General features: G+C 65.7%; 12 protein-coding genes. 7 read left to right on the top strand and 5 right to left on the bottom strand.

The annotated features are described in order from the left end of the window. Positions 1–66 precede the first annotated feature (66 nt). A complete protein-coding gene (locus tag ACFO5X_RS10375) occupies positions 67–2,505 on the top strand; it encodes a GcvT family protein (protein WP_380717354.1) in 2,439 nt (812 codons plus the stop codon). A gap of 239 nt (positions 2,506–2,744) precedes the next feature. On the opposite strand, the gene ACFO5X_RS10370 is transcribed toward ACFO5X_RS10375, so the two are convergent. The 4 genes from ACFO5X_RS10370 to ACFO5X_RS10355 form a co-directional block, all read right to left on the bottom strand. Continuing rightward, the gene (locus ACFO5X_RS10370; RefSeq protein WP_380717353.1) at positions 2,745–4,193 is read right to left on the bottom strand and encodes an NAD(P)(+) transhydrogenase (Re/Si-specific) subunit beta; all 1,449 of its coding nucleotides are present in this window, start codon (positions 4,191–4,193) and stop codon (positions 2,745–2,747) included. 10 nt (positions 4,194–4,203) lie between these two features. Continuing rightward, positions 4,204–5,778, bottom strand: coding sequence for a Re/Si-specific NAD(P)(+) transhydrogenase subunit alpha (locus ACFO5X_RS10365; RefSeq protein WP_380717352.1), 1,575 nt, complete (start codon positions 5,776–5,778; stop codon positions 4,204–4,206). 128 nt (positions 5,779–5,906) lie between these two features. Next, entirely contained in the window at positions 5,907–6,380 is a 474-nt protein-coding gene (locus ACFO5X_RS10360) for a methyltransferase family protein (RefSeq protein WP_380717351.1), read from the bottom strand. After that, positions 6,377–7,321: an MBL fold metallo-hydrolase gene (locus tag ACFO5X_RS10355; protein ID WP_380717350.1), complete on the bottom strand. Its 945-nt coding sequence runs from the start codon at positions 7,319–7,321 to the stop codon at positions 6,377–6,379. Before ACFO5X_RS10355 ends, ACFO5X_RS10360 begins: the two co-directional genes overlap by 4 nt. A gap of 135 nt (positions 7,322–7,456) precedes the next feature. Here ACFO5X_RS10355 and ACFO5X_RS10350 point away from each other — a divergent pair, with 135 nt between their 5' ends. The 6 genes from ACFO5X_RS10350 to ACFO5X_RS10325 all read left to right on the top strand — a co-directional run bounded on the left by ACFO5X_RS10350 (position 7,457) and on the right by ACFO5X_RS10325 (position 12,327). Beyond that, complete coding sequence (locus tag ACFO5X_RS10350) at positions 7,457–8,209, top strand: SDR family NAD(P)-dependent oxidoreductase (protein WP_380717349.1); 753 nt, start codon at positions 7,457–7,459, stop codon at positions 8,207–8,209. 166 nt (positions 8,210–8,375) lie between these two features. Continuing rightward, positions 8,376–9,569 (top strand): kynureninase, encoded by a 1,194-nt coding sequence (kynU, locus tag ACFO5X_RS10345; RefSeq protein ID WP_380717348.1) that lies wholly within the window; start codon positions 8,376–8,378, stop codon positions 9,567–9,569. Continuing rightward, the gene (locus tag ACFO5X_RS10340; protein WP_380717347.1) at positions 9,566–10,039 is read left to right on the top strand and encodes a GNAT family N-acetyltransferase; all 474 of its coding nucleotides are present in this window, start codon (positions 9,566–9,568) and stop codon (positions 10,037–10,039) included. The genes kynU and ACFO5X_RS10340 overlap by 4 nt, the downstream gene beginning before the upstream one ends. Further along, positions 10,036–10,869: a tryptophan 2,3-dioxygenase gene (kynA, locus tag ACFO5X_RS10335; RefSeq protein WP_380717345.1), complete on the top strand. Its 834-nt coding sequence runs from the start codon at positions 10,036–10,038 to the stop codon at positions 10,867–10,869. The genes ACFO5X_RS10340 and kynA overlap by 4 nt, the downstream gene beginning before the upstream one ends. Before the next feature lie 99 nt (positions 10,870–10,968). After that, complete coding sequence (locus ACFO5X_RS10330; protein WP_380717344.1) at positions 10,969–11,403, top strand: ion channel; 435 nt, start codon at positions 10,969–10,971, stop codon at positions 11,401–11,403. A 60-nt stretch (positions 11,404–11,463) separates the two neighbouring features. Beyond that, positions 11,464–12,327: a branched-chain amino acid aminotransferase gene (locus ACFO5X_RS10325; RefSeq protein ID WP_380717343.1), complete on the top strand. Its 864-nt coding sequence runs from the start codon at positions 11,464–11,466 to the stop codon at positions 12,325–12,327. Between the two features lie 9 nt (positions 12,328–12,336). Here the strand turns inward: ACFO5X_RS10325 and ACFO5X_RS10320 are convergent. Continuing rightward, a partial coding sequence (locus ACFO5X_RS10320; protein WP_380717341.1) for a LamG-like jellyroll fold domain-containing protein occupies positions 12,337–13,820 on the bottom strand: 1,484 nt, incomplete at its 5' end.

The following is a 13,820-nucleotide window of genomic DNA, read 5'->3' as shown; positions in this document are numbered from 1 at the left end:
CGGGGGGCAGCGCCCCCCGCCCCGGTCGGATCGCGCCGGCGATCCGAAACCTGAAAGGTTTCCCGAATGCCAGCACTTCCTGACAAGGCCCGCGTCGTCATCATCGGCGGCGGTATCGTCGGCTGTTCCGTCGCCTACCACCTGACCAAACTCGGCTGGACCGACGTGGTGCTGCTGGAACGCAAGCAGTTGACCTCGGGCACGACCTGGCATGCCGCCGGTCTGATCGCACAGCTGCGGGCGACCTCGAACATGACGCGGCTCGCGAAATACAGCCAGGAGCTTTACGGCGGGCTCGAGGCGGAAACCGGCGTTGCAACCGGGTTCCGCCGTGTAGGGTCGATTACCGCCGCGCTGACGCCCGAGCGGCGGGAAGAGATCTTCCGCTCGGCCGCCATGGCGCGGGCCTTCGGGGTCGAGATCGAGGAGATCACGCCGGAGGAAATCGGCGCGCGCTATCCGCATCTGAATCTCGACGGGGTGGTGGCGGGCGTCTATCTGCCGAAGGACGGACAGGGCGACCCCGGCAATATCGCGCTGTCCCTTGCGAAGGGCGCGCGGCAGCGCGGGGCGCTGATCGCCGAGCATACGGCCGTGACGGGTTTCACCAAGGCGGGCCGCCGGATCACCGGGGTCGATTACGTTTCGGCCGAGGGGCCGGGGCATATTGCCTGCGAGATGGTGGTGAACTGCGGCGGTCTCTGGGGCCGCGATGTTGGGCGCATGGCCGGGGTGAACGTCCCCCTGCAGGCCTGCGAGCACTTCTACATCGTCTCCGAACCCATCGCGGGGCTGGACCAGCTTCCCGTCCTGCGCGTGCCGGACGAATGCGCCTATTTCAAGGTCGACGCCGGCAAGCTGATGCTTGGCGCCTTCGAGCCGAAGGGCAAGCCCTGGGGCCCGCCGCGCCCGGATTTCGAGTTCGACCAGCTGCCCGAGGATTTCGACCATTTCGAACCCATCCTGGAAATGGCGGTGAACCGGATGCCGATCCTGGGGCAGGCGGGGATCCACACCTTCTTCAACGGGCCCGAGAGCTTCACGCCCGACAACGCCTATCACCTGGGTCTGGCGCCCGAGATGGACAACGTCTGGATCGCGGCTGGATTCAACTCCATCGGCATCCAGTCGGCGGGCGGCGCGGGCATGGCGTTGGCGCAGTGGATGGAGGACGGCGCCCGACCCTTCGATCTGGGCGACGTGGACATCGCGCGGGCGCAGCCCTTCCAGGGCAATGCGCGCTACCTTCGGGAGCGCGCCTCCGAGACGCTGGGATTGCTCTACGCCGACCACTTCCCGTTCCGCCAGAAGGCGAGCGCGCGCGGCGTGCGGCGCACGCCCTTCCACGCGCATCTGGCCGAGCGCGGCGCGGTCTTCGGCGAACTGGCGGGCTGGGAGCGGGCCAACTGGTTCGTGCGGCCCGGGCAGGCGGCGGAATACACCTATACCTGGGGGCGGCAGAGCTTCTTTCCCAATGTCGCGGCCGAACTGGCGGCGGTGCGCGGCGGGGTGGGCATGTATGACATGTCGTCCTTCGGCAAGCTGCGGGTCGAGGGACCGGACGCTGAATCCTTCCTCAACCATGTCTGCGGCGCCGAGATGGCGGTGCCGATGGGCAAGATCGTCTACACCCAGTTCCTGAACGCCAGAGGCGGGATCGAGGCCGACGTGACGGTGACCCGGCTGTCCGAAACCGCCTATCTGGTGGTGACCCCGGCCGCGACACGGCTGGCGGACGAGACCTGGCTGCGCCGGGCCCTGGGCGACCGGCGGGTCGTCATCACCGACGTGACGGCGGGCGAAGGCGTGCTGGCGGTGATGGGACCGCGCGCGCGCGAGCTAATGCAGCTGGTCTCGCCCAACGATTTCTCGAACGCGGCCAATCCCTTCGGCACCATGCAGGACATCGAGCTCGGCCTTGGCCTCGCGCGGGCGCACCGGGTGTCCTACGTGGGCGAGTTGGGCTGGGAAATCTACGTCTCGGCCGATATGGCGGGCCATGCCTTCGAGACGCTGTGGGAGGCCGGGCAGGGCCTTGGCCTTCGGCTCTGCGGAATGCACATGATGGACTGCGCGCGGATCGAGAAAGGCTTCCGTCATTTCGGGCACGACATCACCTGCGAGGATCATGTCCTGGAAGCCGGGCTGGGGTTCGCAGTGAAGACGGCCAAGCCAAAATTCATCGGCCGCGAGGCGGTGCTGCGCAAGAAGGAGGCGGGCCTCGACCGGCGCATGTTGCAGTTCCGCCTGACCGATCCCGAACCGCTGCTCTACCACAACGAACCGCTGCTGCGCGACGGCAAGATCGTCGGGCATCTATCATCAGGGGCCTATGGCCACCATCTGGGCGCGGCCATCGGCATGGGTTATGTGCCTTGCCGCGGCGAAGCGCTGGCCGACCTGCTGGCCTCCCGCTGGGAGGTGGACGTGGCGGGTGTGCGGGTGCCGGCGCTGGCCTCGTCCCGGCCGATGTACGACCCTGACGGCGAAAGGGTGCGGATGTAGCGCCGGTCGCGGCCGGGAAGGGGGCTCTGCCCCCGCCGCGCCTGCGGCGCGACTCCCCCGAGGAAATTTGGAAACCAGAGAAGATCAGGGGCGCGGTGCATTTGCCTTTCTCTGGTTCACAAATACCCTCGGGGGGTCCGGGGGGCAGAGCCCCCCGGCCGGTCGGCGCGCAGAGCGCGGCGAAACAAAAAGGGCGGCGCGTTGTGCGCCGCCCTTTGCATTTGTCCGGAATCTCCGGGTCAGTCGATCATCGGGATCAGCTTGTCGAGGCTTGCCTTGGCATCGCCGTAGAACATGCGCGTGTTCTCCTTGTAGAACAGCGGGTTCTCGATGCCCGAGTATCCCGTGCCCTGGCCGCGCTTGGAGACGAAAACCTGCTTGGCCTTCCAGCACTCCAGCACCGGCATCCCGGCGATGGGCGAGTTCGGGTCTTCCTGCGCCGCCGGGTTCACGATGTCGTTCGAGCCGATGACGATGGCGACGTCGGTGTTCGGGAAGTCCTCGTTGATCTCGTCCATTTCCAGCACAATGTCGTAGGGCACCTTGGCCTCGGCCAGCAGCACGTTCATGTGGCCGGGCAGGCGGCCCGCCACCGGGTGGATGGCAAAGCGCACCTCTTTCCCGCGGGCGCGCAGCTTGCGGGTGAGTTCGGCCACCGCCTGCTGGGCCTGCGCCACGGCCATGCCGTAGCCCGGGATGATGATGACCGAGTCGGCATCGTTCAGTGCCGCAGCGACGCCGTCGGCGTCGATGGCGATCATCTCGCCCTCGATGTCCTGCGCCGGCCCCGAGGTGCCGCCGAAGCCGCCGAGGATCACGTTGACGAACTTGCGGTTCATCGCCTTGCACATGATGTAGGACAGGATCGCGCCCGAGGAGCCGACCAGCGCGCCGGTGACGATCAGCAGGTCATTGCCGAGGGTAAAGCCGATGGCGGCCGCGGCCCAGCCGGAATAGCTGTTCAGCATCGAGACCACGACCGGCATGTCTGCGCCGCCGATGCCCATGATGAGGTGCCAGCCGATGAAGCCTGCGATCAGCGTCACCAGCACCATGGTCCAGATGCCCGAGCCAGTCATGTAGAGCAGGCCGAGCACGATGCAGGCGGCCAGCGCGGCGGCGTTCAGCATGTGGCCGCCGGGCATCTGTGACGGCTTGCCGTCGACCTTGCCGGCCAGCTTGCCGAAGGCGACGACCGAGCCGGTGAAGGTCACGGCGCCGATGAAGATGCCAAGGAAGACCTCGACCTTGAGGATCGCGATTTCCACCGCGTCCTTGTGCCAGAGCTTCTTGCCGAAGCCGGTCAGCTGGGCCGCTGCCTCGTCGATGCCGGCGGCCTTCAGGTCGAGCACGGAGGACAGCATGATGTCGGCGTTCAGGCCGATGAAGACGGCGGCGAGGCCGACGAAGCTGTGCAGCGCCGCGACCAGCTGGGGCATTTCTGTCATCTGCACGCGGGCGGCGACATACTGTCCGGCAAACGCGCCCGCCGCGACGGCGATCAGGATCAGCCAGACGTTGTAGACGCCGGGGCCGAAGACGGTGGCGATGACGGCCAGCGCCATGCCGGCGATGCCGTACCAGACCGCGCGCTTGGCGTTTTCCTGGTTCGAGAGGCCACCCAGCGAGAGGATGAAGAGGACAGCCGCCGCGATATAGGCCGCCGAGGTGATTCCGATAGAGAACATGGCGGGCCCCTTACGACTTCTGGAACATGGCCAACATGCGCCGGGTCACGAGGAACCCGCCGACGATGTTGATGGAGGCGATGAGCACCGAGACAAAGCTCAGGATGACCACCAGCCAGTTGCCCGCGCCGATCTGGAGCAGGGCGCCAAGGATGACGATGCCCGAGATCGCGTTGGTCACGGCCATGAGCGGGGTGTGCAGCGCATGGCTGACGTTCCAGATCACCTGGAAGCCGACGAAGCAGGCCAGCGCGAAGACGATGAAGTGGCTCATGAAGCTTTCGGGCGCATAGGCGCCGATCAGCAGCATCAGCAGGCCGCCAACCAGCAAGACGCCGACCTGGCTGCGGGTCTGCGCCTTGAAGGCCGCGATGTCCTGGGCCTTGCGCTCTTCCGGGGTCAGTTCCTTGGCCTTTTCCTTTGGCTTCTGCGCGGCAATGGCCTGAACCTTGGGCGGCGGCGGCGGGAAGGTGACGGCCTTGGCGTGGGTGACGGTCGCCCCGCGGATCACGTCGTCTTCCATGTTGTGATTGACGACGCCGTCCTTGCCCGGGGTCAGGTCCGTCATCATGTGACGGATGTTGGTGGCATAGAGCGTCGAGGCCTGGGCCGCCATGCGGCTGGGGAAATCGGTATAGCCGACGATGGTCACGCCATTGTCGGTGACGATCTTCTGGTCGGGCACTGTCAGTTCGCAGTTGCCGCCGCGTTCGGCGGCAAGGTCGACGATGACCGAGCCGGGCTTCATCATTTCGACCATGTCCCTGGTCCAGAGCACCGGCGCGGGCCGGTTCGGGATCAGGGCGGTGGAGATGACGATATCGACCTGCGGGGCCAGTTCGCGGAACTTTTTGAGCTGTGCCTCGCGGAACTCCGGCGAAGAGGGCGCGGCATAGCCCCCGGTGGCGGCGCCGTCCTGGGCCGGGCCTTCGAAATCGAGATAGACGAATTCCGCGCCCATCGACTCGATCTGTTCGGCGACCTCAGGGCGCACGTCGAAGGCGAGCGTGATGGCGCCGAGCGAAGTGGAGGTGCCGATGGCGGCAAGACCCGCCACACCGGCACCGATCACCAGCACCTTGGCCGGGGGAACCTTGCCGGCAGCGGTCACCTGCCCGGTGAAGAAGCGTCCGAAGTTGTTGCCGGCCTCGATCACGGCGCGATAGCCGGCGATATTGGCCATCGACGACAGCGCGTCCATCTTCTGGGCGCGGGAAATACGCGGCACCATGTCCATGGCGATGACGCTGGCGCCGGTGTCGGCGGCCTGCTTCATCAGCGCTTCGTTAGAGCCGGGGTAGAAGAAGGAGATCAGCGTCTGGCCGTCCTTCAGCATCGCCACTTCGGCTTCGCTGGGCGGGCGCACCTTGGCGACAACCTCGGCCTTGGCCCAGAGATCGGCAGCGGTCTTGACGACCTCGACACCCGCGGCTTCGTAGGCCGCGTCGGAAAATCCGGCTTTCAGGCCCGCTCCGGACTGGATCAGGCAGGTGTGGCCGAGCTTCTGCAGGGCGGTTGCGCTGTCCGGAGTCATGGCGACGCGGTTTTCGCCCTCAAATACTTCCGTGGGAGTGCCTATTCTCACCGATTGGTCCCCTTATCCTCATCCCCCGCACTGGGCATACCCATGCGGCAAGTCGTGAATCCACTAACCCGCGGCCCAGCAATGCGCAAGCGCACGGGTTGCACAGGTAGGGCAACTTTTGAAAAGATTTACAGCCAGCGGCGAACTTTTCGTTCGTAGCGTGCAAAGTCGGCGTGAAAGCTACGGCGCAGGCGATTCTCTTCCGGCACGATGAAGCGGCGCTCTATCAGCCAGACGAAGAGGGGCACCAGCACCAGCGAGGGTACGGCGTCTACCAGCAGGACCGCACCGGCAAGGATCATGGCATCGCCCAGATAGATCGGGTTGCGGGTGCGGGTGAAGATGCCCGACTGGATCAGCCGCTCCGGCGTCCGGTGCGGGATCACGGTGGTGCGCTGCCTGCGAAATTCAGCGAAGGCCAGTAGCATCAGCAGGACGCCGCCGCCGATCAGAAGGCCGGCGAGCAGGTCGGTCAGAGGGCTGGCGAGGCTGAGACCCACCGGCCAGTAGCGCGCCTGAGCCCAGGCGATCGCGATGAACCCCGCGAGCCAGACCGGGGGCATGTCGATCCATTTCGTCAACGGCAGCGACGAGGAGCTCATTCCCACTCCATCTCGGCAAAAACCCGTCCGGCGTTCTTGGTGGCCAGTTCCTCGAAGGTGTCGAGATGAGCCCAGGCAGACTGATCGACATAATAGGCGCTGGCAAGATCGCCGCCCGCGTCGATGTGTGCTGCTATCTTTTCGCGCAGATCGACGAGGTAGTCATGGGTATACCGGCGGACCTGGGCAAGGTTGGTCGGGTGGCCGTGACCTGGGATCACATAGGTGGGCGCCAGCGGTTCAAGCTTGGTCTCCCAGGTTTCGATCCAGCATTTGGTGCAGGTGCCTTCGAAGATCGGGAGCATGCGTTCGTGAAAGGCCATGTCGCCGGTCAGCATGAGGCCGAGGTCGGGCAGCCAGACCTGGGCGTCGCCCGGATCGTGCGCCGGGCCGAGATGCAGGACCTCTATGCGCACCCCTCCCAGTGTCAGTTCATGGCGATCCTTGAAGGTCAGGTTGGCATGTTCGACGCGGGTACCCTCGGCGCGGTCGCGGTTATAGGCGTGCATGCCCTGAAGCATGAAGTCGCCGTTCTTGCGTGTCTCTTCGACCGCATCGACATGGGCCAGCACATCGACGCCCTGATCGCGCCAGTAGCCGTTGCCCAGCATGGCGTGGCCCTGGCCATTTTCGTTGATCACCAGCACGACGGGCTGGTCGGTGACACGGCGGATCTCATCGTGAAGCGCCGCCGCCAGTCGGTTCGACGCACCGGCATTCACCACCACCACGCCTTCGGAGGTGACGATGAAGGAGAGGTTGTTGTTGTGGCCCGCATTCTCGTAGGTCGGCGGCGCCGTCGCCCCGATGGCCGTGAAGACATGGGGGATGAATTCCACGGGTTTGGAGTAGAGTTCGGATTGAGGATACTGGTCGGCGATATCTTCGCTGGCCGCGGCGGCCGTGGCGACCAGCATCAGCAGGGCGACGAGATGTTTCATGCGGCTCCTCCGTTTCCAGTAAAACATTCGGCTGTCTGAATGCGTTTGTAAAGCGACGCCGCGGCGCGAAGAGTCGCAGGGCTTGCCTGTCCGGGCAAAGCCGGTAAGGGTCTGCGCAACATCGAGGAGAGACATATGACACTTCAGGGCAAACACGCGTTCATCACCGGCGGCGGTACCGGCATCGGCCTGGCCATTGCCCGCGCTTTCGCCAAAGAGGGCGCCAGCGTCACGATCACCGGACGCCGGCAGGAGGTGCTGGACGAGGTGGCAGGCGAGGGCATCACCGGTCTGGCCATGGATGTGCGGGACGAAGCGGATGTGGTGGCCAAGGTCGCCTCCTCGGTCGAGGCGCGCGGACCGGTGCAGATCTGTGTGGCCAATGCCGGCGTTGCCGAGGGGCGGGCGGTCCACAAGACCTCGATGGAGTTCTGGCGCAACATGATGGCGACCAACCTCGATGGCGCGTTCCTGACGATCCGCGAGTGCCTGACCTCGATGCGGCCGACCGGGTGGGGACGGGTGATCACCATCGCCTCGATGGCCGGCGTACGCGGCCTGCAGGGAGCGGCCTGCTATTCGGCCTCCAAGCACGGCATGATCGGGCTGACGCGGTCGCTGGCCGAGGACTATCTGGGCCAGCCGTTTACCTTCAATGCGATCTGCCCGGGCTATGTCGATACGCCGATCGTCACGCGCAATACGGCGAGCATTTCCGAGCGCGCCGGGATCAGCGCGGATGCGGCGCGCGACATCATGATCAACTCCAATCGTCACAAGCGGCTGATCGAACCGGAAGAGATCGCCGCCGCCGCGATGTGGCTGGTCGGCCCTGGCAGCCAGAGCGTGAACGGCCAGACCATCGAGATCGCCGGCGGGCAGATGTAGTCCGAACCGCCGGACCGAAGCCGCGCGAGGCGCGCGGCTGCCTCCGGCGGAGGTATTTTGGAACCAGAGAAGCGCAGTGGCGCGGCGCTGGACAGGTCGCAAATTGCGGTGTAGACCGGATTTGCTTTATGCTTAAAGTATTCCCAGCGCCCGCCGGAGAGTGCCGATGACCGATTTCGCCGCCACCAAGTCGATGTTCCACCTGCCCGAAGGGGTGATCTACCTCGACGGCAATTCCCTTGGGCCGTTGCCCAAGGCTGCGCCAGCCCGGGTCGCCGAGATGCTGACGGATCAATGGGGCGAAATGCTGATCACCGGCTGGAACCGCGGCGGCTGGATGCAGATGCCGATGGCGCTGGGCGACCGGATCGGGCGGCTGATCGGCGCCGAGCCCGGGCATGTGACGGTGGGCGACACGCTGTCGATCAAGGTCTATCAGGCGCTGGCGGCCGCGCTGATGCTGCGGCCCGAGCGTAAGGTGATCCTGTCCGACAACGGCAACTTCCCCTCCGATCTCTACATGGCCTCGGGGCTGGTGAAGTTACTGGGTGCGGGATACGAGCTGCGCGTCGTCGATCCCGAAGCGGTGGCCGGGGCGATCACCGAAGAGGTCGCGGCGATGATGCTGACCGAGGTGGATTATCGCACCGGGCGCAAGCACGACATGGCGGCGCTGACCGCCAAGGCCCATGCAGCGGGGGCACTGGCGGTCTGGGATCTGGCGCATTCCGCCGGGGCGCTGCCGGTGGATCTGGCGGGTGCGGGTGCGGATTTCGCCATGGGCTGCACCTACAAGTTCCTGAACGGGGGCCCCGGCGCGCCGGCCTTCATCTATGTGTCGCCGCGCCACGCGGGCAAGGCGGTGCCGGCGCTTTCGGGCTGGCTGGGGCACGAGTCGCCCTTCGCCTTCGATCTCGACTATCGCCCGGGCGCGGGGATCGAACGGATGCGGGTGGGCACGCCGCCGGTCGTGCAGATGACAGCGCTGGCCGCGGCACTGGACATCTGGGATCAGGTCGACATGCAGGCGCTGCGGGCGCGATGCATTGCTCTGTCCGATCTGTTCATCGCCGAGGTCGAGACCGCCTGCCCGGATCTGAGGCTGGCGAGCCCGCGCGACGGTGCCCTGCGCGGCAGCCAGGTCTCGTTCCGCTTCGATCAGGGATATGCGGCGATGCAGGCGCTGATCTCGCGCGGTGTAATCGGCGATTTCCGTGCGCCCGACATCATGCGGTTCGGGATCACGCCGCTGTATCTGGACGACGACGATATCCGCGCCGCCGCCCGCATCATTGTCGAGGTGATGACCGCGAGGGCATATGAGCGCCCCGAATTCCAGGTGCGCTGGGCGGTCACATGATTCCGGCCGTGCGCCCCTACCGGCGCGAAGATGCGCCGGCCGTTCATGCGGTGTTCCGCGCGGCGGTGCGCGAGGGCGCGGCCACCCGCTATGACGCAGCGCAGCGCATGGCCTGGGCCGCGCAGGACGAGATGCCCGAGTCATGGCCCGACTGGCTGGCGGGGATGGACACGCAGGTGGCCGAGGACGAGGCAGGGGTCGCCGGATTCATGGCGGCGACGCAGGAGGGCTATCTCGACATGGCCTTCGTACACCCGCGTTGGATGGGCAAGGGTCTGGCGCAGACTCTGTACAGCGTCATTCTTGCCAATGCGCGGGCGCGTGGCGTGACCCGCATGACCTCGCACGCGAGCCACTTTGCCCGCGCGTTTCTGGCCCGCAACGGCTGGCAGGTGGATCATCCCGAAACCGTCACCCGCAACGGCGTTGCGATCGAGCGCTTCGCCATGTCCCTGGAACTGACCGCATGAGCGATCCCTACGATCCGGCCCGCGAGGGCGCGCAGATGGCCTTCGACGGCCGCATGTCCTATGGCGATTATTTGCAGATCGACAAGCTGCTGAGCGCGCAGGCGCCGCTGTCGGATGCGCATGACGAGATGCTGTTCATCATCCAGCACCAGTCCTCGGAGCTGTGGATGCGGCTGGCGATCCATGAACTCTCGGCGGCGCGGGCGGCGCTGGGGGAAACCGATGTGCGGCCGGCCTTCAAGATGCTGGCGCGGGTCAGCCGGATCTTCGAGCAGCTGAACAGCGCCTGGGACGTGTTGCGAACGATGACGCCCAGCGACTACACCACATTCCGCGGATCGCTGGGGCAGTCCTCGGGGTTCCAGTCCCACCAGTATCGTCAGATCGAATTCATCCTGGGCAACCGTAACGCCGCAATGATCCGGCCCCATGCGCATCGCCCGCAGGTCATGGCCCTGTTGCAGGCCGAACTGGCGCGGCCTTCGGTCTATGATGTCGCCCTGCGGGCGCTCAATGCGGCGATCCCGCTGCCGGCCGAGGTGCTGGACCGCGACCCGGCCAGCACCCACACCGAAAACGAGGCGGTGATGGCGGCCTGGACCGAGGTCTATCGCGCGCCACAGAAATACTGGAGCCTCTATGAGCTGGCCGAAAAGCTTGTGGATCTGGAGGACTACTTCCGCCGCTGGCGCTTCAACCATGTCACCACGGTGGAAAGGGTGATCGGGTTCAAGCGCGGCACCGGCGGCACCGGCGGCGTCAGCTATCTGAAGCGGATGCTGGAGGTCGAACTGTTCCCGGAGCTCTGGCATCTGCGAACCGGTCTGTGACCCGTCCGGCTGGACGGCGCCGGGTCACCTGACATAGGCTGCAGGGGGCGAGAGCAAGGATCCCCGCGTGCGCATCAGCAAGACCAGAGCGGCCGGCGAATGCTGATCCAGCTGATTCTGGGCAGTATCCTGATCGGCACGACATCCATCGCTGCCACGATGAGCTGGTGGGGACTGGAGGTGTTCCTGATCCGCTCGCATGGCTGGGTGACGCGCCGCCCGCACGGGCCGCGCCTGATCGCGATCTTGTCGCTGGCCATGCTCTGGACGCTGATGGTGATGACCGCATCTGTCTGGATCTGGGCGCTCGCACTTTGGACGCTGGATATCTTCATCACGCTCGAGGCGTCGGTCTATTTCGCCCTGGTCGCTTTCACGACGCTTGGGTTTGGTGACATCCTTCTGCCCATCGAATGGCGCCTGCTGGGCGGCATGGCGGCGGCCAACGGGTTGCTGATCTTCGGGCTTTTGACCGCGATGCTGGTCGAAACGCTGCGTGAGACGCGGTTGCGCCAGCGCGGGGACCGGCGCTGAGCACTGGACCCCGTGGCCGCTTCGGTCCTAGGGTCGGGGCGGAGAAAAGGAGAACCGACGATGGCAACCGGCAAGAACATCCGCACCTATTTCGAAGGACGCTGGCACGACGGCGACGTGCCGATCATGCGGGCGGCGGATCATGGCGCCTGGCTGGGGTCGGGCGTTTTCGACGGGGCACGATATGTCGACGGGCTGGCGCCCGATCTCGATGCGCATTGCGCCCGCGTCAATCGTTCGGCCGAGGCGCTGATGCTGACGTCCACGGTCACCACCGCGGCGATGGTCGAAATCGTGCGCGATGGGCTGACGGCGTTCAGCCGCGACACGGCCGTCTATATCCGTCCGATGTATTGGGGGATAGATGGCGATGTCACGGCCATCGTGCCGAATGCCGATACGACCGGGTTTGCGGTCTGCCTTGAAGAGATCCCGATGGCCGCGCCGACGGCCGCTGCGACGCTGACCCGCACGCGGTTTCGCCGGCCGGTGCTGGAGGACGCGGTGGTGAACGCCAAGGCCGGGTGCCTTTACCCGAACAACGCGCGGATGCTGGTCGAGGCCCGCTCGAAGGGCTTTTCGAATGCCCTGGTGGCCGATGCGATGGGCAATGTCGCCGAAACCGCCACGGCCAATATCTTCATGGTCAAGGACGGCGAGGTCTTCACGCCGATCGCCAATGGCACCTTTCTGGCCGGGATCACCCGCGCCCGTCACATGAGCAACATGCGCGCGGACGGGATTAAGGTGCACGAAACGGTGCTGAGCTTTGCCGATTTCGAGGCAGCGGACGAAGTGTTCATGTCGGGCAACATGAACAAGGTGACGCCGGTCAGCGCCTTTGACGAGCGGCAGTATCAGGTGGGGCCGGTCACGCGGCGGGTGCGCGAGATGTATTGGGACTGGGCGGCCAGCAACGGCTGACCGCCGGTCTCAGAGCAGATCGGAAAAGGCCACCGTCTGGTCGGCGAAGACCACAAAGTCGATGTCGATCAGCCGGTCCTTGCCTTCGTAATAGCCGTCGCGCCCGCCATCGGCAGAGTCCGTGATCGTCAGCTGGGTGACCTCTCCGCCCCGGTTGCTATCGAACCAGCGCGCGGTGGCAAAGCTGTAGTCGGCGCGGTTTCCGTCATAGTAGACCCGGTCGTTCCGGGCAGCCCCGCCGCTGTTCCAGACATGGCCATAGATCCGGTCGTCGCCGACGCCTCCATAGATCCGGTCGTTGCCGTCCTCGCCATAGATTTCGTCATCGCCCGAGCCGCCAAAGATGATGTCGGCGTCATTGCCGCCGAACAGCCGGTCGTTGCCATTGTCCCCTTCCAGCATGTCCTCTCCGTTTCCGCCGAACAGGCTGTCATCGCCATCGCCGCCGCGCAGGACATCGTCGTTGTCGTATCCGCGCAGGTCGTCGTTTCCGGCATAGCCGAGCAACACGTCGGCACCGTCGCGCCCGGTGAGAGCGTCGTTCAGACGGGTGCCGAACTGAACCTCGCTGACTCGGACCGAAAGGTTTGCGAAGTGCAGATAGTCGATATCCTTTCCCGCCGTCACGTCTGCGCTGCCCCTGGTGCTGATGACCAGATCGTCGGAGCCCCGGGCGAAGTCGTAACCTCCGACCACCTTGTCGAGATACAGAGTGTCGTCGCGCGGTGCGGTGCCGAAGACCTCGGAACCCTCAAGCTGGCGATCGAAGATCATGAAGTCGGTGATCGTCCCGTCGAAGTGGCTGTAGATCATGTCGGCGGTGCCGGGCGTGCTGCCCCAACCGGTGGCACCGACCACGAGGGATTCAGCGTTGCCGGTCAGGTCGATTGTGATGTCCTTCTCGTAGGCGACCCTGGCGCCGTCGAGCCAGAGTTCCAGCCCCTCGCGTCCGAAGTTCAGCGCGAACTGATGTGTATCTCCCGGTTTCACCGCGTGATCGACCGTCATGTAGTGCGAGCCGCCGTCACTCTGGATGCGGACGGTCAGGCTGCCGATCTCGTTGACATAGGCGGCAATGTGGCCGTCGGAGTCGCCCGTGGCGTCCTTCGAGAACAGCACCTGGAATTCGCCGGTATCCGCCGCTTCGAAGGTAAAGGCGATGGTTCCGGCGGCCAGGGCGAGATCGGCCTCGTGATCGATCACCAGCGGGGCGCGGTCGTCCGGCGAGAAGTCGTGGCTGCCCGCCACCGCCAGCACCGGGGTCAGGCCGGCGGTCAGGCCAAGGTCGCCAGGGCGTGCGATGTCCTTCGGCGGGCGGATCCGGCCGGTGTCTTCGCCCATGTCCGTCGGTTTGACGGCCTCGCCCAGGTCCTCGATGGAGGTGACGATGCCATAGGCCGGGGCGGCGGTGTGTTCGATGTCGGAGCGCTTCACCAGGTCGCCGTAGACGGTGATCGTGCCCAGCCGGTCGTCGTTATGCGCGCCGCCGTTGT

It is taken from the genome of Seohaeicola nanhaiensis, from assembly GCF_042654245.1.
Lineage (GTDB): Bacteria > Pseudomonadota > Alphaproteobacteria > Rhodobacterales > Rhodobacteraceae > Seohaeicola_A > Seohaeicola_A nanhaiensis.
Note: the sequence above shows the minus strand (reverse complement) of the source record. Positions and strands in the feature narration are given on the sequence as shown.

Bases quoted from the DNA above. Each gene is read 5' to 3' on its own strand.
- ACFO5X_RS10330 (WP_380717344.1), top strand. From the start codon at position 10,969: ATGCTGATCCAGCTGATTCTGGGCAGTATCCTGATCGGCACGACATCC.
- ACFO5X_RS10340 (WP_380717347.1), top strand. From the start codon at position 9,566: ATGATTCCGGCCGTGCGCCCCTACCGGCGCGAAGATGCGCCGGCCGTT.
- kynU (WP_380717348.1), top strand. From the start codon at position 8,376: ATGACCGATTTCGCCGCCACCAAGTCGATGTTCCACCTGCCCGAAGGG.
- ACFO5X_RS10370 (WP_380717353.1), bottom strand. From the start codon at position 4,193: ATGTTCTCTATCGGAATCACCTCGGCGGCCTATATCGCGGCGGCTGTC.
- ACFO5X_RS10325 (WP_380717343.1), top strand. From the start codon at position 11,464: ATGGCAACCGGCAAGAACATCCGCACCTATTTCGAAGGACGCTGGCAC.
- ACFO5X_RS10375 (WP_380717354.1), top strand. From the start codon at position 67: ATGCCAGCACTTCCTGACAAGGCCCGCGTCGTCATCATCGGCGGCGGT.
- ACFO5X_RS10360 (WP_380717351.1), bottom strand. From the start codon at position 6,380: ATGAGCTCCTCGTCGCTGCCGTTGACGAAATGGATCGACATGCCCCCG.
- ACFO5X_RS10350 (WP_380717349.1), top strand. From the start codon at position 7,457: ATGACACTTCAGGGCAAACACGCGTTCATCACCGGCGGCGGTACCGGC.
- ACFO5X_RS10355 (WP_380717350.1), bottom strand. From the start codon at position 7,321: ATGAAACATCTCGTCGCCCTGCTGATGCTGGTCGCCACGGCCGCCGCG.
- kynA (WP_380717345.1), top strand. From the start codon at position 10,036: ATGAGCGATCCCTACGATCCGGCCCGCGAGGGCGCGCAGATGGCCTTC.